Source organism: Paraburkholderia largidicola (assembly GCF_013426895.1).
GTDB classification, from domain to species: domain Bacteria; phylum Pseudomonadota; class Gammaproteobacteria; order Burkholderiales; family Burkholderiaceae; genus Paraburkholderia; species Paraburkholderia largidicola.
This window is the reverse complement of the sequence record NZ_AP023174.1, coordinates 620,200-639,919: the sequence shown is the minus strand read 5'-3', so window position 1 is coordinate 639,919 and position 19,720 is coordinate 620,200. Positions and strand designations below refer to the sequence as shown.

19 protein-coding genes are annotated in these 19,720 nt (G+C 63.6%); 12 read left to right on the top strand and 7 right to left on the bottom strand.

All coding sequences use genetic code 11. From position 1 onward, the window contains the following. Positions 1 to 46: 46 nt before the first annotated feature. A complete protein-coding gene (locus PPGU16_RS02810; protein ID WP_180721611.1) occupies positions 47 to 1,618 on the top strand; it encodes a class I adenylate-forming enzyme family protein in 1,572 nt (523 codons plus the stop codon). Positions 1,619 to 1,642: 24 nt separating this feature from the next. On the opposite strand, the gene xerD is transcribed toward PPGU16_RS02810, so the two are convergent. From xerD to queG, 3 genes are read right to left on the bottom strand one after another with little or no spacing between them, the layout of a single operon-like run. Then, positions 1,643 to 2,578, bottom strand: coding sequence for a site-specific tyrosine recombinase XerD (xerD, locus tag PPGU16_RS02805; protein WP_180721610.1), 936 nt, complete (start codon positions 2,576 to 2,578; stop codon positions 1,643 to 1,645). After that, the gene (locus tag PPGU16_RS02800; protein WP_180721609.1) at positions 2,575 to 3,045 is read right to left on the bottom strand and encodes a methylated-DNA--[protein]-cysteine S-methyltransferase; all 471 of its coding nucleotides are present in this window, start codon (positions 3,043 to 3,045) and stop codon (positions 2,575 to 2,577) included. The genes xerD and PPGU16_RS02800 overlap by 4 nt, the downstream gene beginning before the upstream one ends. 33 nt (positions 3,046 to 3,078) lie before the next feature. Beyond that, positions 3,079 to 4,272 carry a tRNA epoxyqueuosine(34) reductase QueG gene (queG, locus tag PPGU16_RS02795; protein ID WP_243460581.1) on the bottom strand — a complete coding sequence of 398 codons (1,194 nt, stop codon included), beginning with the start codon at positions 4,270 to 4,272 and terminating at the stop codon, positions 3,079 to 3,081. Between the two features lie 80 nt (positions 4,273 to 4,352). On the opposite strand from queG, the gene tsaE reads away from it, so the two are divergent. Together tsaE and PPGU16_RS02785 are read left to right on the top strand one after the other, a co-directional pair. Continuing rightward, positions 4,353 to 4,907, top strand: a complete 555-nt coding sequence (gene tsaE / locus PPGU16_RS02790) for a tRNA (adenosine(37)-N6)-threonylcarbamoyltransferase complex ATPase subunit type 1 TsaE (RefSeq protein ID WP_180721607.1) — start codon at positions 4,353 to 4,355, stop codon at positions 4,905 to 4,907. Further along, positions 4,889 to 6,448, top strand: a complete 1,560-nt coding sequence (locus tag PPGU16_RS02785) for an N-acetylmuramoyl-L-alanine amidase (protein ID WP_180721606.1) — start codon at positions 4,889 to 4,891, stop codon at positions 6,446 to 6,448. The genes tsaE and PPGU16_RS02785 overlap by 19 nt, the downstream gene beginning before the upstream one ends. Before the next feature lie 766 nt (positions 6,449 to 7,214). On the opposite strand, the gene PPGU16_RS02780 is transcribed toward PPGU16_RS02785, so the two are convergent. Beyond that, positions 7,215 to 8,096 carry an EamA family transporter gene (locus tag PPGU16_RS02780; RefSeq protein WP_180721605.1) on the bottom strand — a complete coding sequence of 294 codons (882 nt, stop codon included), beginning with the start codon at positions 8,094 to 8,096 and terminating at the stop codon, positions 7,215 to 7,217. Between the two features lie 170 nt (positions 8,097 to 8,266). On the opposite strand from PPGU16_RS02780, the gene PPGU16_RS02775 reads away from it, so the two are divergent. Next, on the top strand, positions 8,267 to 9,148 hold the full coding sequence (locus PPGU16_RS02775) for a pirin family protein (protein ID WP_180721604.1): 882 nt from the start codon (positions 8,267 to 8,269) through the stop codon (positions 9,146 to 9,148). 118 nt (positions 9,149 to 9,266) lie between these two features. After that, positions 9,267 to 10,115: a thioredoxin gene (gene trxA / locus PPGU16_RS02770; RefSeq protein ID WP_180721603.1), complete on the top strand. Its 849-nt coding sequence runs from the start codon at positions 9,267 to 9,269 to the stop codon at positions 10,113 to 10,115. An 80-nt stretch (positions 10,116 to 10,195) separates the two neighbouring features. Here trxA and tcdA read toward each other — a convergent pair whose 3' ends face one another. Beyond that, positions 10,196 to 11,056 (bottom strand): tRNA cyclic N6-threonylcarbamoyladenosine(37) synthase TcdA, encoded by an 861-nt coding sequence (gene tcdA, locus PPGU16_RS02765; protein WP_180721602.1) that lies wholly within the window; start codon positions 11,054 to 11,056, stop codon positions 10,196 to 10,198. Positions 11,057 to 11,267: 211 nt separating this feature from the next. On the opposite strand from tcdA, the gene pdxH reads away from it, so the two are divergent. The 3 genes from pdxH to PPGU16_RS02750 all read left to right on the top strand — a co-directional run bounded on the left by pdxH (position 11,268) and on the right by PPGU16_RS02750 (position 14,555). Next, positions 11,268 to 11,906, top strand: a complete 639-nt coding sequence (pdxH, locus tag PPGU16_RS02760) for a pyridoxamine 5'-phosphate oxidase (protein ID WP_180721601.1) — start codon at positions 11,268 to 11,270, stop codon at positions 11,904 to 11,906. A 176-nt stretch (positions 11,907 to 12,082) separates the two neighbouring features. After that, complete coding sequence (locus tag PPGU16_RS02755) at positions 12,083 to 13,297, top strand: SAM-dependent methyltransferase (RefSeq protein ID WP_180721600.1); 1,215 nt, start codon at positions 12,083 to 12,085, stop codon at positions 13,295 to 13,297. 100 nt (positions 13,298 to 13,397) lie between these two features. Further along, positions 13,398 to 14,555, top strand: coding sequence for a DUF72 domain-containing protein (locus tag PPGU16_RS02750; protein ID WP_180721599.1), 1,158 nt, complete (start codon positions 13,398 to 13,400; stop codon positions 14,553 to 14,555). 50 nt (positions 14,556 to 14,605) lie between these two features. Here PPGU16_RS02750 and msrA read toward each other — a convergent pair whose 3' ends face one another. After that, a complete protein-coding gene (gene msrA, locus PPGU16_RS02745) occupies positions 14,606 to 15,157 on the bottom strand; it encodes a peptide-methionine (S)-S-oxide reductase MsrA (protein ID WP_007578901.1) in 552 nt (183 codons plus the stop codon). 340 nt (positions 15,158 to 15,497) lie between these two features. On the opposite strand from msrA, the gene PPGU16_RS02740 reads away from it, so the two are divergent. Then, complete coding sequence (locus PPGU16_RS02740) at positions 15,498 to 16,010, top strand: flavin reductase family protein (protein WP_180721598.1); 513 nt, start codon at positions 15,498 to 15,500, stop codon at positions 16,008 to 16,010. Positions 16,011 to 16,070: 60 nt separating this feature from the next. On the opposite strand, the gene PPGU16_RS02735 is transcribed toward PPGU16_RS02740, so the two are convergent. Next, complete coding sequence (locus PPGU16_RS02735) at positions 16,071 to 16,574, bottom strand: Lrp/AsnC family transcriptional regulator (RefSeq protein ID WP_180721597.1); 504 nt, start codon at positions 16,572 to 16,574, stop codon at positions 16,071 to 16,073. A 181-nt stretch (positions 16,575 to 16,755) separates the two neighbouring features. Here PPGU16_RS02735 and kynB point away from each other — a divergent pair, with 181 nt between their 5' ends. From kynB to kynA, 3 genes are read left to right on the top strand one after another with little or no spacing between them, the layout of a single operon-like run. Further along, a complete protein-coding gene (gene kynB, locus PPGU16_RS02730) occupies positions 16,756 to 17,403 on the top strand; it encodes an arylformamidase (RefSeq protein WP_180721596.1) in 648 nt (215 codons plus the stop codon). Between the two features lie 27 nt (positions 17,404 to 17,430). Further along, entirely contained in the window at positions 17,431 to 18,681 is a 1,251-nt protein-coding gene (gene kynU / locus PPGU16_RS02725) for a kynureninase (RefSeq protein WP_180721595.1), read from the top strand. Between the two features lie 10 nt (positions 18,682 to 18,691). Then, on the top strand, positions 18,692 to 19,627 hold the full coding sequence (gene kynA, locus PPGU16_RS02720) for a tryptophan 2,3-dioxygenase (RefSeq protein WP_180721594.1): 936 nt from the start codon (positions 18,692 to 18,694) through the stop codon (positions 19,625 to 19,627). The last annotated feature ends 93 nt before the right edge of the window (positions 19,628 to 19,720 follow it).

The following is a 19,720-nucleotide window of genomic DNA, read 5'->3' as shown; positions in this document are numbered from 1 at the left end:
CATGCAGTAGCCGCTCGCGTCGAGACAGTCGACAAAGGAGAAATCGTTGAATCCAGTCCAGCACCCGCCTGACGGCGCGCCCGCTATCGACGTCCCTGCACTTCTCGCCGCGCTCCCCGAACGCATCGCCGATATTCCCAGGCTCATCGCCGCGCGCGATCCGCAGCATGCCGCGCTGATCGAAGACGATCGACGTCTGACGCGCGCGCAGCTCGTCGAAGCCGTCGATGCCGTCGCCGCCCTGCTCGCCGAACAAGGCGTGCGTGCCGGCGACCGCGTGATGATCGTCGCCGAAAACAGCGTCGTGCAGATCGTGCTGCTGTTCGCCGCGGCGAAGCTCGATGCATGGGCGCTGGTGTCGAACGCGCGGCTGTCGGCGGCGGAACTCGATGCGATCCGCGCGCATGCGCAACCGCGCGTGGTCGCGTATGCCGTCGAGGCATCGCCCGATGCGCGGCAGCACGCCGAGCGCCACGGCGCGCACCCGGCGCGCCGGATCGCGGTGGACATCGGCGGATGGTCGTACGCGCTCGACGATAAGGCGCAAGTCGAACCCGTCGAAATCGCCAGCGACCGTCAATGCGCCGCGCTGATCTACACGACGGGAACGACGGGCTCGCCCAAAGGCGTGATGCTGTCGCACCGTAACCTGCTGTTCATCGCGGCGATGTCGAGCACGCTGCGGCGCGTCAATGCCGACGACGTCGTTTATGCGGTGCTGCCTATCTCTCACGTGTACGGGCTGGCGTCGGTATGCCTCGGCAGCCTGTACGCGGGTGCGACGCTCAGGCTCGCACCGCGCTTCGCGCCGGACGCCGTGCGCCGCGCACTCGCCGAAGAACGCGTGTCGATCTTCCAGGGCGTGCCCGCGATGCACGCGAAGCTGCTCGAATATCTGCAGGCGCGCGGCTTGCCGTGGTCCGCGCCTCGCCTGCGCTTCGCCTACTCGGGCGGCTCGCCGCTCGACGCCGCGTTGAAGTCGCGCGTCGAAAGCGTGTATGGCGTCGCGCTGCACAACGGCTATGGGATGACCGAAAGCAGTCCGACCGTCTCTCAAACCATGCTCGAAGCGCCGCGCACCGACTGCTCGGTCGGCCAGGCCATTCCCGGCATCGAAGTGCGGATCGTCGGACTCGACGGCGTCGACGTTGCGCAAGGCGAAGTCGGTGAGTTGTGGGTACGCGGACCGAACGTGATGCTCGGCTATTACCGCAGTCCGCAGCAGACGCAGGCCGCGGTCACCGCCGACGGCTGGCTCAAGACAGGCGATCTCGCGCGCCAGGACGCCGACGGCGCGATGCATATCGCCGGACGCAGCAAGGAACTGATCATCCGCTCGGGTTTCAATGTGTACCCTGCCGAAGTCGAGCATGTGCTGAACGCGCATCCCGATGTCGTGCAGTCGGCGGTGATTGGGCGCGCGGTCGAAGGCAACGAGGAAGTGGTCGCGTTCGTCGAACTCACGGGCGGCGCCCGGGCCACGCCCGCCGATCTCGCCGCGTGGTGTGAAGCGCGCCTCGCGCCCTACAAGCGGCCCGCCGAAATCAAGGTGCTCGCTGCGTTGCCCGCGGCATCGACAGGCAAGATTCTCAAGCACCGGTTGCGCGATCTCGTCTGAGCCGCGCGCGAAGGAGCCGGAAATTCAGCCGCGCGGGTGATGTGTCGCGTGCAGCGTCCTGAGCCGCTCGCGCGCGACGTGCGTGTAGATCTGCGTCGTCGAGATATCCGTGTGGCCGAGCAGCAGTTGCACGACGCGCAGGTCCGCGCCGTGATTCAGAAGATGCGTTGCGAAAGCGTGACGCAGCGTATGCGGCGACAGCGGCGCGTGCACATGCGCCGTCATCGCGTGGCGTTTGATGATGTTCCAGAACTGCTGACGCGTCATGCCTTCGGCGCGCGCAGTGACGAACAGCGCATCAGCGGCACGCTGGCCGAGCAGCGCGGGGCGCGACTCGCGCAGATAGCGCTCGATCCAGCCATGCGCCTCTTCGCCGAACGGAATCAGCCGCTCTTTCGAACCCTTGCCCATCACACGCACGACGCCTTCGTTCAGGCCCACTTCCACCGTCTTCAGCGTGACCAGCTCGCTGACGCGCAAGCCGCTTGCGTACATCAGTTCCAGCATCGTGCGGTCGCGCAGGCCCAAGGGCGTCGTCACGTCGGGCGCGCCGAGCAGCGCTTCGACCTGCGCTTCCGTCAAAGTCGACGGAAAACGCGGCGGTTGCTTCGCCGAACGAATGCGCAATGTCGGGTCCGACGATGCCCGATGCTCGCGCACGGCCCACGCGTAATAGCGGCGAAACACGGAAAGACGCCGGTTCGCCGAGGTCGACTTGTCGGCCGAACGCGCGGCGCTGTATGCCGTCAGATCGGCTTCGCTCGCCGTATCGAGCGATGCGTCGCGCGCGCTCGCGAGCCATTCGGAGAACAGCCGCAGATCGCGCCGGTACGCGTCGAGCGTGTTGCGCGCGAGGCCATGCTCGAGCCACAGCGCGTCACAGAAGGCGTCGATCGACGCGCCGCTCGTCAGCAGCAAAGGCGACGCGGGCTGCGCGTCTTCGGTCAGCACATCAGTCATGCGTAAGGTACGCCCTCGTGTTTGAGTAGCCAGCGTTTGACGTTGCGATAGTAGCCGTCGCCGCCCGTATGCGCAAAGCCGCCGATGCCGCCCGCACCGACCACGCGATGGCACGGAATCACGATCGGAAAGAAATTCGATCCGCACGCCTGACCGACCGCCCTCGGCACGCTGCCGATCTGCTTCGCCAGTTGCCCGTAGGTCAGCACGACGCCGGGCGGAATCTCGCGGATCGCCTGCCAGACGCGCCGCTGGAATGGCGTGCCGACGTCGGCGAGCGGCAGATCGAAGCTTGCCGATGCATGCTGCAGATACTGTTCGATCTGCTCGACCGCCTGCTTCGCGAGCGGCGAATCCGGCTCGACGTTCGCGACCGAGTCGGGCAGATACACGATCTCGCGCACGGCCTCGCCTTCCAGGCGCACGCCGATCTTGCCGAACGGCGCGTCGATCACTGCATTGAACATGATGGGTTCACTCCTCTCATTCGAACGGCACGCTCACGCCGCTTCCAGCGCCCATTCGACATGCTCGCGCACGAGCGGCGAGGGATCGTCCAGACGCTGGCGCAGCGCGTCGACGATGGCTGCGCGGGTATCGGCGGAAAGCGTATCGCGTGCGGCGCGCAGGGCGTTGCCCATGCCGACCGCGAGATTACGCAGCCAGCATTCGTAGCCGATCCGGCGGATCGCGCTGCCCTGCATGCGCGTGTCGAAGTCGCCAGCGCTCCAGCCGAACAGCTCGACCAGCGACGCGCGATCCAGCCCGTGACGCACATCGAAATCGGCGACGGGCGCGGCCTGGGCAAACTTGTTCCACGGACACACGAGCTGACAATCGTCGCAGCCATATACACGATTGCCGATCAGCGGCCGCAAATCCTGGGGAATACTGCCCTTCAGCTCGATGGTCAGATAAGAGATGCAGCGCCGCGCATCGACCTGATAAGGCGCGACGATCGCCCCCGTCGGACATGCGCCGATGCAGCGCGTGCAGCTGCCGCAATGCGCGCCGGGTGTTTCCGGCGCGGTTTCGGGCGATGTGTCGGCATCAGTCGGCAGAGGCACGTCGACGAAGATTTCGCCGAGGAAAAACAGCGACCCCGCATCCCGTTGCAGCAGCAGCGTATGCTTGCCGCGCCAACCCGTGCCCGCCTTTTGCGCAAGCTCGACTTCGAGCACGGGCGCCGAGTCGGTGAACACGCGGTAACCGTACGGGCCGATCTCCGCCTCGATCCGCTCAGCCAGTTGCTGCAAGCGGTTGCGCATCACCTTGTGATAGTCCCGTCCGCGCGCGTAGATCGAGACAACGGCCGCTGCCGGGTCTTCAAGACGCATGCGTTCGTCGAGACGCCAATCATGCTGAACGTCGGCGACTGCACTTTCATCGCCCTTTCGCGCCCCTGAAGAAGCCGGCAAATAGGCCATGCGAACCGAGATCACGCGTCGCGTGCCGGCCACAAGCTCGGCTGGCCGCGCACGTTTCATCCCATGTTTGGCCATATAATCCATCTCGCCGTGGCAACCCGCGTCGAGCCAGGCTGCAAGGCCCGCTTCAGCGTGCGACAGATCGATATCGCTGATGCCGACCGCGCCGAAACCCAGTTCGCGTCCCCAGTCCCTGATACGCGAAGCGAGCGCAGCCAGTTGCGCATCATCATGGCGACGCGTGACGGGTGCTTCATCATTCGCCATTTCGAGCGGCGAATGCGGATCGCGATGTGGGTCCGACATGGGATGCTGCTGGCCTTGGTTCATTACGTCATTTTACGAGAATGCCCGATCACACAGGTCCCGCGAATCGACCTTCCGCCGCTGTCCTGCTCGAGCGCCAGTTTGCGCTCGCGGACGAAGCCGCGACCATGGCATTCGGCGAGCGCTTCGCGCATGCGATCGACGGCGTGCGCAGCGAAGTCGACGCGACGGGCCATCACGCATTCAACGGTCTCCAGGTGCAGTTGCACGGCGACCTGGGCGCAGGCAAAACGACTCTCGTGCGCGCCACGTTACGCGCGCTCGGACATGCGGGCCGCGTGCGCAGCCCGACCTACACACTCGTCGAACCTTATGCGGTCGAACGGCCGGATGGGGAACTCGAGCTGTATCACTTCGATCTCTACCGTTTCACCGATCCGGCCGAATGGGCCGACGCAGGCTTTCGCGAATACTTCGACAGCGGCGCTATCTGCCTCGTCGAATGGCCGGAACGCGCGGGCAGTCTGCTGGGCGTGCCGGATCTCGTCTTCTCGCTCGACGTCGACGGCGATGGCCGCATGCTGATCGCCCGGGCGTATAGCGAACCAGGAAAGGCATGTCTCGAAAGATGTTGATCAAACCGTTCCGCTCGATCGAATCGGCGGCCACCGCGACGCACAACTGGCGCCGCCGGCAGATTCTTCGCGCGGGCGCTTCCACGCTCGTCCTCGGGCTCGTCGCGCCGCGTCTGGCGTGGGCGCAGTCGGTGCTCGGCGTGCGCGTGTGGCCGGCGCGCGACTACACGCGCGTGACCATCGAGTCCGACCAGCCGCTGCAGAACACCCAGCAGTTGCTGCAAGGCCCGGACCGGCTGGTGGTCGATCTGAACGGACTCGATCTCGACCAGGCGCTGAAGGATCTCGTCTCGAAGATCGCGCCGAACGATCCGCAGATTCAATCCGTGCGCGTCGGGCAGTATCAGCCGCACGTCGTGCGGATGGTGTTCGACCTGAAGGGTTCGGTGAAGCCGCAGGTGTTCACGCTGCCGCCCGTCGGCACGTACAAGTATCGCCTCGTGTTCGACCTGTATCCCGCCGTGGCGCCGGACCCGCTGATGGAACTGCTCGCGCAGTCGGAGCGCAAGCAACAGCAACTGGACGACAATGCCGCGTCGCCAACTGCGCCACCCGCCGCGACGCTGAGCGGCCCGTCGGCGCCGCCTGCCGACAACACCGACGCGTTCTTCGAGAAGTACGCGCAGAACAACGCGCCGTCGTCGCCCTCGCCCACGCCGCGACCGCCCGTGCATACGGCGCCGGCGCCCGCGCCACACGTTCCGTCGAAGCCCACGCCGACGCCCGCACCGCCCGTCATCGCGCGCAACAACGACAACGATGCGGACAACGACGGCGATAGCGGCGACGACGCCTACAAGTTCACCACCCCGAAGAAGGGCAGCAACACGGTGCGCCTGTTGACGGTCGCGATCGATCCGGGCCATGGCGGCGAGGACCCTGGCGCGATCGGCGGAAGCGGCACGTATGAGAAGCACGTTGCGCTCGATATCGCGAAGAAGCTACGCGCCAAGATCGATGCGCAGCCGAACATGCGCGCGATGATGACGCGCGACGCCGACTTCTTCGTGCCGCTGAACGTGCGGGTGCAAAAGGCGCGGCGCGTCGGCGCGGACCTGTTCGTGTCGATCCATGCGGATGCGTTCACCACGCCGGAGGCGAGCGGCTCGTCGGTGTTTGCGCTATCGGAGCATGGCGCGTCGAGCGCGGCCGCGCGCTGGATGGCGAACAAGGAAAACTCGTCGGATCAGATTGGCGGTATCAACATCAAGTCCGCCGATGCGAGCGTGAATCGCGCGTTGTTCGATATGTCGACGACGGCCCAGATTCGCGATTCGATGCGGTATGGCACTTTCGTGCTGAAGGAGATTGGCGGGATCAACAGGTTGCATAAGGGGTCTGTTGAGCAGGCCGGTTTTGCTGTGCTGAAAGCACCGGATATTCCGTCGATTCTTGTTGAGACTGCGTTTATCAGTAACCCGGATGAGGAGCGTCGTCTGAATGACGATGCGTATCGGGAGAAGATGGCTAGCGCGATCATGACCGGGATCAAGCGATATTTTGCGGCTAATCCGCCGCTGGCTAAGAATCGGATGACCTGACCGGTTTTTGGTTTTTGGTTTTTGTCTGCGACGCTGGGTGGTTTGCTTTGGTTTTGCGCTGGCATCCGCGTTTTGTTGTCGTGCTTCACGCGTTGCCCCTGTGCGGGGCGGCACCTACTTTTCTTTGCCGCCGCAAAGAAAAGTAGGCAAAAGAAAGCGGCTCACACCGCCAGTTCTTGTTCTTGCCTGAGGGCCCTCAAAGGTTCTTACGCTTCACACGGCAACCACGTGACCCACGCTCGTTGCCAGCGCTCTTGCGGTGCGCCTCACCCACTTCACGCACCCGCATCACAGCGTGCCATGCCAGATAGTCCACGGCCGCCCAGGTGGCAAACTGTGTGTAGGCCCAAGTGCTCCATACGTCTCACTTCGGACCGGTAGCGCACGCGTCCCACCCGGTAAGAGCTCTACCCTTTGTGGCGCGACAACCTGCACACAGTTTGCCACCTGGGCGGCACAAGCCAGTCGCTGCCGCTGGCCCGATTACGGGTATTCGAAGCGGGTGAGGCATCGGTTCGAAGCGTTGGCAACGAGCGCCAGCAGAGACGTTGCCGTGTGAAGCATAAGACCCGTTGGGGTCCCTCAGGCAGACACAAGAGCTGGCGGTGTGAGCCGCTTTCTTTTGCCTACTTTTCTTTGCGGCGGCAAAGAAAAGTAGGTGCCGCCCCGCACAGGGGCAACGCTAGCGAACCAGAGGCAAGGCGCGGATGCCAGCGAAAACACAAGCAAACCACCCCAGCGTCGCAGACAAAAAAACAACAAACCCTCACCTCGCGAGAGAAAACCTCTCCACGACCCACCCACCAAACACATTAACGGCAAGCCCCACCATCACCAGAACCGCGCCGCCAATCTCCGCCCCCGACAACGACTCGTCGAGAAACAACGAAGCCGATGCCAGCCCAACAATCGGCACGAGCAACGAAAACGGCGCAACCTGCCCCGCCGGATATCTCGACAGCAGGCGGCTCCAAAGCCCATACCCAACCAGCGTAGCAACAAACGCGAGATAAACGATCGCGAACACGGACGAAGCGCCGATACCCGTCAGAGCAGCCTCAATCCGCTGCGGGCCCTCAAGAAGATAAGACAGCAAAAAGAACGGCACAGGCGGAATCAGACTCCCCCACGCGACGAGACCCACCAGATCGACCTTACCGACTTTCTTGGTGACGATATTGCCGAGCGCCCACATCACAGCCGCGCACAGCGTGAGAATGAACCCGGCAAGCGTCATCGCGGCACCGCCCTGCATACCGATCACAGCAAGCCCGACAGCCGCGACAACGAGCCCGAGCACGTTTTGCAAGCGAAACCGCTCATGCAAAAACACAGCTGCAAACAGAAGCGTAAAGAACGCCTGGGCCTGCAGCACTAAGGACGCGAGCCCAGCCGGCATCCCGACATACATCGCCGAAAACAGGAACGCGAACTGCCCCAGCGAGATCGTCGCGCCATAAGCGATGAGCCATCGCCACGGCATCTTCGGCCGTTTGATGAAGAACACAGCGGGAAAAGCAGCAAGCATGAAGCGCAGCGCGCCAAGCAGCATCGGCGGAACACCATGCAGCCCAACCTTGATCATGACAAAGTTCACACCCCACGCAACGACGACGACCAGCGCCAGCAGCAGGTCTTTTGGTGACATCTGCATTCCTGTGTTTGCCCGTATCAGAGCATGAGAGTGTAGCCGAGCAGCGCCGAACGCATCGCCTGCTTCGCCCAGGACAAATCTTTCCATTGCCTTGATCCCTCGGACACATGCAACTGGGACGGGCAGTAAAATGATCCACCCTGTCCCCACCAACCGAGCCCGTCATGTCCTCATCGATCAAAGCGGTTCTGAAGCCCCACGTCCGCGATATCGGCAATCTGGCCGTGCGGCGCGTGCTGCCCGCGATGGCCGCGCGTCTCGTCGGCCCGTTCATCTTCTTCGACCACATGGGCCCCGCCACGCTGCCGGCCGGCACCGGGCTCGACGTGCGCCCGCATCCGCATATCGGACTCGCGACCGTCACGTATCTGTTCGAAGGTGCGATCATGCATCGCGACAGCCTCGGCTCGGAACAGAAGATCGTTCCCGGCGACGTCAACTGGATGACGGCGGGCCGCGGCATCGTTCACTCGGAACGCACGCCGGAACCCGATCGCACGAATGGCTCGACGGTGCACGGTATCCAGACATGGGTCGCGCTGCCGCTCGCGGATGAAGACGTCGAGCCGTCGTTCGAACATCACGCGGGCGCCACGCTGCCGGAAATCGAACGCAACGGCGTCAGGCTGCGCATCATCGCGGGCTCGTCGTTCGGCGAAACGTCGCCGGCGCGAACCTTCTCGGGCACGCTCTACGCCGCCGCGCATTTCTCGCCGGGCAGCGTGCTCGCGCTCGAACCGGAACACGACGAACGCGGCGTCTACCTCGTCGACGGCGACCTGTCGCTAGACGGCGAACCGCTCGAAGTCGCGACGATGGCTGTGCTCACGCCCGGCGAAACCGTCACGCTCACGAGCACGCAAGGCGCCACCGTGATGCTGCTCGGCGGCGAGAAACTCGACGGCGAGCGCTTCATCGAATGGAATTTCGTCGCGAGTTCGCGCGAGAAAATCGAGCGCGCAAAACTCGCGTGGACGAATCAGGAAATGGGCAAGGTGCCCGGCGAGACCGAGTGGATCCCGTTGCCCGAGCGCAAGCCGCGCTAGACTGGCAGACATCCGCGGGGAGCGGCGCAGCAACGCGAAAGGGCCGATGAAGCCCTGCATTGAAACGACCCAGGCCGCCCCCATATAACCCGCGTACCGATCCAAGGAAGAGACAGCAATGGAAACCACCCTCGCCACTTTCGAAAAGGACGTCATCAGCGCATCGATGCTCGCGCCCGTACTCGTCGACTTCTGGGCGCCGTGGTGTGGACCGTGCAAGACGCTCGGTCCGATGCTCGAAAAGCTCGAAGCCGAGTACCAAGGCAAATGGCGGCTCGTGAAGGTGAACGTCGACGAAAACCAGGAACTGGCCGCGCATTTCCAGGTGCGTAGCATTCCGCACGTCGTCGCGTTCGCGGACGGACGGCCCGTCGATCAGTTCATCGGCGTGCTGCCGGAAGGCCAGTTGCGCCAGTTCCTCGACCGTCTCGTGCCGGACGGCGCAGAAGCATCACGCGCGGAAGCGGCGGCAGCGATCGCCGAGGGCCGCCGCGAAGATGCGTACGACGCGCTCAAGGCCGCACTGGCGTACGACCCGGGTTTCGACGAAGCACGGCTCGATCTGATGGAACTGCTGCTCGAAGACAACCGCGCCGAAGAAGCCCAGAAAGAAAACGATCTGCTGTCGCCTAAAACGACGCAGGGCATCGACGCGCGCTACAACGCGATCAAGACGCGGCTCGATGCCGTCGACGCCGCCGCCGATCTGCCGCCCACGGACGCGCTCGAAGCCGCCGTCGCCAGCAATCCCGACAACCTCGAAGCACGTTTCGATCTGGCGAGCGCCCTGATCGCCCGTCGCAAGTACGACCCGGCACTCGAACATCTGCTTGCCATCGTGACGCGCGACCGCACGTTCCGCGACGACATCGGCCGCAAGACGATGTTGTCCGTGTTCGATCTCGCCGCGCATCAGCCGGAACTGGTGGCGAAATGGCGCCGCAAGCTGAGTGCGTCGTTGAACTGATCGTTCTCGTTCGACCATGAAAAAACGCGGCCTTGCGCCGCGTTTTTTTATTCAGGCGACGAAACGTAAGCCGCCGCGCTTCAGGCCGTCTGCTTCGCCAGCGCGCGCAGCACGTGTGCCGCGGCCGCAAAGCCGAAGCTCGCCGTCACGCACACGCTCGATCCAAAGCCCGCGCAGTTCAGGCCCACGGGGCCATGATGACCGGGGGACGTCGTGACGTGCTCAGCTTCTTCGTCGATATCGCAAACAGCCGCTTCCGGATAGATCAACGGCTCGTCCGAATAGACCGCGCTCACCTTGAACTTCGCTTTCGGCCCACGCGGAAAGCCATGTTGCTTGCGCAACTGGCCGCGCACTTTCGACAGCAGTGGGTCCTGAATGGTCTGCGAAAGATCGTCGATGCGGATACGCGTCGGATCGAGCTGGCCGCCCGCGCCGCCGACCGTGATCAGCGGCTGCTTGTGCTCGACGCACCACGCGATCAGCGCCGTCTTCGTGCGCACGCTGTCGATCGCATCGACCACGTAGTCGAAGCCGCCGCCCAGCACCATGTCGAAGTTGCCCGGCTCGATAAAATCTTCGATCATGCGCACATCGCACTGCGGATCGATCAGCCGGATGCGCTCGGCCATCGCATCGACCTTGGGCTTGCCGTAATTGCCGTCGAGCGCATGGATCTGCCGGTTCGTGTTGCTCTCGGCGACGTTGTCGAGATCGATCAGCGTGATCTTGCCGATCGCCGTGCGCGCGAGCGCTTCCGCCGCCCATGAGCCGACGCCGCCAATGCCGATCACGGCGACGTGCGCGCGCTCGAACGCGGCGAGCGCCGGCGCGCCGTAAAGCCGCGCGACGCCGCCGAAACGCCGGGCGCGGTCGGCGGTTTCATGGGCGCCGGGGTCGGTAGTAATATCGGAATGCTCGGTGACGAGAGGCGTGGACATGATGGGTAGCTTCGCTGATTCGGACTACAGCATTGCGATATCCTGCGGACATCTGCATGCTTTCAAGCCCGTATTTTGCCTGATCGCGCGGGCGCTCGCCCGCGGATCGCGGCGTCAGTGCCTGGAACGCGCGGCCCGCATGACACGCCTCGACGCAGAAAACTTTGTCCTTCGCTATACTGGCCCCACACTGTAGCGCTTGCATAAAAACATGAGCACTCTTGCCGACCTCCGCAAAAACTATTCGCTCGGTTCGCTGGACATCGCCGACGCCGACCCGAACCCGTTCCGTCAGTTCGACGTGTGGTTCAAACAGGCCATCGACGCACAACTCCCCGAACCGAACACGATGACGCTTGCGACGGTCGACGCGCGCGGCCGGCCTTCGGCGCGCATCGTGCTGATCAAGGGTGTCGATGAGCGGGGCTTCGTGTTCTTCACGAACTACGAGAGCCGCAAGGGCCTCGAACTCGCGCAGAACCCACACGCAAGCCTCCTTTTCTACTGGATCGAACTCGAGCGCCAGGTGCGCATCGAGGGCGCCGTCGTCAAGACGAGCGACGCAGAAAGCGACCAATACTTCGCATCGCGTCCGGTCGGCTCACGCATCGGCGCATGGGCATCGGAGCAGAGCAAGGTGATTGAAAGCCGTGCCGCTTTGGAAGCGCGGGAACGCGAATTCAGCGCACAATACGGCGACAATCCGCCCCGGCCACCTCACTGGGGTGGCTATCGCCTGATCCCCGACGCAATCGAATTCTGGCAAGGACGGCCTTCACGTCTGCACGACCGGCTGCTCTTCACGCGTAGCGGCAGTGCCGACTGGACGATCGCCCGTCTGTCGCCCTGACAGATTGATACACCGGCGCGCGGCCCGTCCTGCTTCACACTGCATGACGCGTCGCGCCGACGGCGGAATCGCGTGCGCGCGGCTCTACATCACACAGCGCGGCCAAGGCCGGCTCGCGCGCTGCGCACTGTGGTTCGACAGGCTTTGCTTTGATTCATTGGACACGGAGAAATCACATGTTCTGGGAGAAGAAGCTGGCGCAGTGGGTAGAAGAAGTAAAAACGAAGGCCAATATCCCAGCGCGCCTGGTGCTGTGGGATGGCCAGCAACATGACTTCGGCACGTTCGCCGCGCCGCAGGTCACGCTGAAAGTAAATAGCGCGTCCGCGCTGCCGTTATTGCTCGAACCGAGCCTGGACAATCTGGGCGAGGCGTATGTGAAGGGCAAGATCGACATCGAAGGCAAGCTGTCGGACATCATCAACATCAGCTATTCGCTGGCGCGAAGCACGGTGACGAATGCGAGCAAGCTCGCGCGCGTGCGACGCTATTTCAATCACACGAAAACGTCGGACAAGAAGGCGATCCAGTACCACTACGACGTCTCGAACGAGTTCTACAAGCTGTGGCTCGACGAGAACATGGTGTACTCGTGCGCGTACTTCGAGAACGGCAACGAAGATCTCGCTACCGCGCAGATCAAGAAGATCGATCACATCCTGACGAAGATCCAGGTGCAGCCGGGCCAGCGCCTGCTCGATATCGGCTGCGGCTGGGGCGCGCTGGTGCTGCGCGCGGCGCAGAAGTTCGGCGCGAAATGCGTGGGCGTGACGCTGTCGCAGAACCAGTTCGACCTCGCGACGCAGCGCGTGAGGGCAGCCGGGCTCGAAGGCCAGATCGAAATCCGGCTGCAGGATTATCGCGACGTGCAGGGGCAGTTCGACCGCATCACGAGCGTCGGCATGTTCGAGCACGTGGGCCGCAAGAATCTGCCCGGCTACTTCCAGAAGATTCACGACCTGCTCACGGATGACGGCGTCGCGATGAATCACGGCATCACGTCGACGGATTACGACAGCGGTGAAACGGCGCTGGGCGGCGGCGAGTTCATCGACAAGTACGTGTTCCCCGACGGCGAGCTGCCGCACATCAGTCTCGCGCTCGAATCGATGCAGCGCGGCGGGCTCGAAGCTTTCGACGTCGAAAGCCTGCGCCGCCACTACGCGCGCACGCTCGATATCTGGACGGAGAACTTCGAGGCGAGAGCGGCAGAAGCGAGGTCGCTCGTCGACGATGAAAAATTCCGCATCTGGCGCGTGTACCTCGCCGGCTGCGCGTATGCGTTCGAGAACGACGACGTGTCGATCTATCAGGTGGTGTGCCGCAAGGCGGGCCGCAGCGCGACGACGCTGCCCTGGTCGCGCCGCTTCATGTACGAGAAGGCGCTGTAAAATCGCTGGCTGGATCCGCTTCGGGCTCGTGGCGCTCATGCATCGGCCCGGAGCGGACGTCGTTCATCAAAGTCAGCGCACTGTCTCTCGTAACGGATCGATGGAAGAAGAAGCGGCACCCGAAGCGCCCGACGCCTCCCTGCAACTCGACATGTTCGGCAATCCCGTCGAGCAGGCGCCTGTCACGGCTGTTTCAACGCCTGAAGCGTCTTCTTCCAAAACGGCTGCCGCGCCCAGCGACGCGCCGCCAAAAAAGCGCCGCGCCCGCGACGTTCTCGCCGCGCCGCCTTCCGACGAAGTCGTTCACCTCGCCAGCCAGTTGCCGCCGCAAGTGCATCTCGGCACCTCGACGTGGTCCTTTCCAGGCTGGAAAGGCATCGTCTACGGCGACGACTACAGCAACAGCAAGCTTTCGCGCGATGGCCTCACCGCCTATGGCGCGCATCCGCTGCTGCGCACGGTGAGCATCGACCGCTCGTTCTATGCGCCGCTCACCGTCACCGACTATCTGCGCTACGCGCAGCAGGTGCCGGACCATTTCCGCTTCATCGTGAAAGCGCCCGCGCTCGTCACCGACGCCACCGTGCGCGCCGAGCGCGGCGAGCCGGTGTCGGAGAATCCCTGCTTTCTGAGCGCGCAACTGGCCATCGACGAATTCGTGCGGCCGTGCATCGACGGGCTCGGCGCGAAGGCGGGCGCGCTCGTGTTCCAGTTTTCGCCGCTGCCCAACGAGATGCTTGCGCGGCCGGCCCTCTTCGTCGACCGGCTGACGGCGTTCCTGGCGGCGCTGCCGCCGCTCGAAGGCGATACCTGCTATGCCGTCGAAATCCGCGATGCGTCTTTACTGACGCCGCGCCTGATTCGCGCGCTGAAGGCGACGGGGGTGCGGTACTGCGTCGGCATTCACGCGCGGATGCCCGATCCGTCGCGGCAGGCCGCCGCGCTCGCGATGCTGGATGACGCGCCATCGGGGCCGCTGATCGTGCGCTGGAGCCTGCACGGCGGCTTCAAGTACGAACAGGCAAAAGCGAAGTACGAACCGTTCGACAAACTCGTCGACGAAGACCCCGACACCCGCACCGCCCTCGCCGTGCTGGCCGCGCGTTACGCGATTGCGGGCCAGCCGGTGCTGATCGCCGCGAACAACAAGGCCGAAGGCTCCGCGCCGCTGACCTGCGTGAAGCTGGCGGCGCAAATCGCGGCCGCGTGCGAGCGGCTTCGCAGCGCACAAAAAGAAAACGCGGCGCAGTCCTCGTAGGAACTGCGCCGCGCCAGCGGTTACGTCAAAACGTCAGGATCGGTGCGCACTCACGCGCCGGCCTTGATCCGATGCGCGAACTTCTGGCGGAACTTCGCCACCTTCGGTGCGACGACGAACGCGCAATAGCCCTGATCCGGATGCTGCGCAAAGTAGTTCTGGTGATACGCCTCGGCAGCAAAGTAGTTGCCGTCGAGCGGCAGCACCTGCGTGACGATCTGGCCGTCGTAGATGCCTTCGGCGCCGATCTCGCGGATCGCCTGCAGGGCCGTGTCGCGCTGCGCGTCCGAGTGCGTGAAGATCACCGACCGGTATTGCGTGCCGACATCGTTTCCCTGGCGGTTAAGCTGGGTCGGATCATGGATCGCGAAGAAAATATCGAGGATCTCGCGATAAGTGATGCGCGCCGGATCGAACTCGACGTTGACGACTTCCGCGTGCCCCGTGTCGCCGTCGCACACCTGCTCATACGACGGATTGTCGACCTGCCCGCCCGCATACCCCGATTCCACCGACGTCACCCCATCGACGCCCAGATACACCGCTTCCAGACACCAGAAACACCCGCCGCCCAGCGTGGCGGTCTCGACTGACTGACTCATGCTCGCTCCTTGGATTGGCTTGCCGCCACGCCTGCTTTCCGGACAAAACTTCAGGACAAAAATTGCCGGACACGACGCGCTGGCTCACCGCAGTCACTGTGGACACCCGATGCTTCACCGCATCCGACCGGCGCAATACTCCGCCCTTTTCGGGATTCATGCAGCCACATGCACCATCCGTACCATGCGGCCGCCCTTGTCCCGCCGCGCGCACGCGCCTGGCCCTCTGCGATTGCAGTTAAAATTGGGACAATTCGCCGAATTTCTACATGACCTTCGAACCGTTTTTTTCCCTCTGGTCGCTACATCAAGCGGTCCGTTCGCCAGAATGCCTCCGCCGATGAAGCACGCCAACCCGCCCAATTTCGACAACGACGCCTTTCGCCGCGCACTCAGCCAGTTCGCGACGGGCGTCACCGTCATTACGACACGCGCGCCGTCGGGCGCGTTGATCGGGATCACGGCCAGTTCATTCAATTCCGTCTCGCTGGCGCCGCCGCTCGTGCTGTGGAGTCTCGCGACACGCTCGGCCTCGATGCCCGTGTTCCGCTCGAACAGTCATTATGTCGTCAATGTGCTGGCCTCGACACAGCTCGATCTGTGCAAGCGCTTTGCAACCGTCAAGGGCGACCGATTCGAAGGGGTGTCGCACGCGGCGGGCGACACGGGGATGCCCGTGCTCGACGGCGCACTCGCGTGGTTCGAATGCCATAACCGCAGCCGCTACGACGAAGGCGACCACGTCATTTTTGTCGGCGAAGTGGAGCGCTGCGGCGTCCACGACCAGGCCGCGGAAACCGAGCCACTCGTGTTCCAGAACGGCGATTTTCACGGCCTGAAGCGGCTCGGCTGACAGCCGGCGCCTTTTCGGCCGGCGAGAGAGGCGGTTTTTCCCGCCCGCCTCGCGACAGAGCTAGCCCGGTTGTTGCGCCTTTGCGCTCGTCACCAGCGCGACGGGCACGCCCGAATCTTCCTTCAGCGTCTGCAGCACGATATTCGAGCGGATGTCCAATACGCCAGGCGCCTTGTACAGGCGGCTGAGCACGAAATCCGAATAGTGCTTGAGGTTGTGGGCGAGCACCCGCAGCAGATAATGCGTCTCGCCCGTCACGACGAACGCGCCGACCACTTCCGGCCAGTCGCGCAGCGCGTCGGCAAAGCGCTCGTGCCAGTTCTCCTGGTCGTTGCGCATCGACACCTGCACGAACGCTTCCAGTTCGAACCCCAGCACTTCGCGGTTCAGACACGCGCGATAACGCTCGATCACGCCCTGCTCTTCCAGCAGGCGCAAACGTCGTAGACACGCGGACGGCGAAAGCGAGATGCGCTCCGCCAGATCCAGATTGCTGATTCGTCCTTCGTGCTGCAGCACCGTCAAGATACGGCAATCGGTGGCGTCCAGTGAGATCGCGTTCATTTTCGGTCTCCCTTTCCCGTTTGCCTCAAATTATGTTCCAAAGGGGGCGAAATAAACAGTTTTTTTAGCAAGCACATTTCGTCTGATGCCGCCTATCATCCAAAGAAGCCTGCAGAACAACGGCACTTGCATGAAACCAGAGTAGGACGCTGACGCGCCAACTGTGGTCAATAGGAGACGCATGGACACGCTTTGGGACATCACGCCCGCCGTCGATACGGCGACGCCCGTCTGGCCGGGTGACACGCCCGTGGGCATCGAGCGAGTGTGGCGGATGGAGGCCGGCTCGCCCGTCAACGTCGCACGGCTGACGATCTCGCCGCACACGGGCGCGCACACCGACGCGCCGCTGCACTACGACGCCGACGGCGCCGCGATCGGCGCGGTGCCGCTCGATGCGTATCTCGGCCGCTGCCGCGTGATCCATTGCATCGGCGCGAAACCGCTGGTGAACCCGGAGCACGTTGCGGCGTCGCTCGACGGCGTGCCGCCGCGCGTGCTGCTGCGCACCTACCGCGAGGCGCCCGTCACGGCGTGGGATAGCAATTTCTGCGCCGTCGCGCCCGACACGATCGATCTGCTCGCCGCGTACGGCGTGAAGCTGATCGGCATCGACACGCCGTCGCTCGATCCGCAGGAATCGAAGACGATGGACGCGCATCACCGCATCCGCGCGCACCGGATGGCGATTCTCGAGGGCATCGTCCTGGATGCCGTCGCGCCCGGCGATTACGAGCTGATCGCGCTGCCGCTCAAGCTGACGACGCTCGACGCCAGCCCGGTGCGCGCCGTGCTGCGCGCGCTCCCTGACCAACGACATTCCGCTTGAACGCACTCTTTCTACAGAACGAACACCATGAATCAACGTGAAGAAGCACTCGCGCTCGATGCAGCCGATCCGCTCGCGCCGTTGCGCGACCAGTTCGCGCTCGCGCCGAACGTCATCTATCTGGACGGCAACTCGCTCGGCGTGCCACCCGCTGCGGCCGCTCAGCGCGCACAGACCGTGATTGGCGCCGAATGGGGCGAAGGACTGATCCGCAGCTGGAATACGGCCGGCTGGTTCTCGCTGCCGCGGCGTCTGGGCAACAAGCTCGCGGCGCTGATCGGCGCGGCGCACAACGAAGTCGTCGTCACCGACACGATTTCGATCAACCTGTTCAAGGTGCTGTCGGCGGCGCTGCGCATGCAGGACAAGCGCGACCCGAAGCGCCGCGTGATCGTGTCGGAGCGTTCGAACTTTCCGACCGACCTGTACATCGCGCAGGGGCTGATCAAGCAACTGGATCGCGGTTATGAGTTGCGTCTCGTCGACGACCCGTCAGAACTGCCCGCCGCCATCACCGACGACGTCGCCGTCGCGATGATCACGCACGTCAACTACCGCACGGGCTACATGCACGACATGGCCGCGCTGACGAAGCTGATCCACGACAAGGGCGCGCTCGCGCTGTGGGACCTCGCGCATTCGGCGGGCGCCGTGCCGGTCGATCTGAACGGCGTCGGCGCGGATTGCGCCGTCGGTTGCACGTACAAGTACCTGAACGGCGGTCCGGGTTCGCCCGCTTTCGCGTGGGTGCCGCATCGTCATCAGAACGACTTCGAGCAGCCGCTGTCCGGCTGGTGGGGACATCGCGCGCCGTTTGCGATGGACCCCACCTACGCCGCCGACGACGGTATCGGCCGCTTTTTGTGCGGCACGCAGCCGATGGTGTCGATGGCGCTCGTCGAATGCGGCCTCGACATCTTTCTGCAAACCGACATGCAGGCAATCCGCAAGAAGTCGCTCGCGCTGACGGACCTCTTCATCGAACTGGTGGAGGCGCGCTGCAAGGAATTTCCGCTCACGCTGGTGACGCCGCGCGCGCATGCGCAACGCGGATCGCATGCGAGCTTCGAGCATCCGCACGGCTATGAAGTGATGCAGGCGCTGATCGCGCGCGGCGTAATCGGCGACTATCGCGAGCCGCATGTGCTGCGCTTCGGTTTTACGCCGCTGTACACGCGCTTCGTCGATGTGTGGGATGCCGTCGAGCATCTGCGCCACGTGCTCGCGCATGAGATCTGGCGCGCGCCCGAATTTGCCGCACGCGGCGCCGTGACCTGAGGAGCGCGCGATGACCGACCACATGAAGATGACGGAAGACAAGCCCGCGCAAGGCTGCCCGTTCGGGCACGGCGGCACGCCGGCGCCGCGCGAGACGCACGCGTCGCACATGGCCGTCGATGAAGGCGAAGGCTGGCACGACGCGCAGCTCGATTTCTCGAAGTCGATGAGTTATGGCGATTATCTGTCGCTTGGATCGATCCTGCATGCGCAGCATCCGCTGTCGCCCGATCACAACGAGATGCTGTTCATCATTCAGCATCAGACCAGCGAGTTGTGGATGAAGCTCGCGCTGTATGAGTTGCGTGCCGCGCTTGCTTCGGTGCATCGCGATGAGTTGCCGCCCGCGTTCAAGATGCTGGCGCGTGTGTCGCGGATTCTCGAGCAGCTTGTGCAGGCGTGGAATGTGTTGTCAACGATGACACCTTCCGAGTACACGTCGATGCGTCCGTTTCTTGGCAGCTCGTCGGGGTTTCAGTCTTATCAGTATCGTGAGCTGGAGTTTATGCTCGGGAACAAGAATGAGCAGATGCTCAAGCCTCACGCGCATCATCCCGATGTGTTTGCCGAAGTGAAAGCGGCGCTTGAGGCGCCCTCGTTTTACGACGAAGTGGTTCGATTGCTGGCGCGGCGGGGGTTTGATATTAGCGCCTCACGGCTTGATCGCGATTGGACGCTGCCGACTCAGCATGATTCTTCTGTCGAAGCCGCCTGGCTTGAGGTTTATCGGAATCCTTCCCAGCACTGGGAACTGTATGAGATGGCTGAGGAGCTTGTTGACCTCGAGGATGCCTTTCGGCAATGGCGGTTCAGGCATGTGACTACTGTTGAGCGGATTATTGGGTTCAAGCAAGGAACGGGTGGCACGGCAGGCGCGCCGTATCTGCGCAAGATGCTCGATGTTGTGTTGTTTCCTGAGCTTTGGCATGTGAGGACTTTGCTCTAGGGTTTTTTGGTTTGTCTGCGACGCTGGTGGTCTGCTGGCGTTTGCGCTGGCATCCGCGTTTTGCTTCTGGTTTGCTAGCGTTGCCCCTGTGCG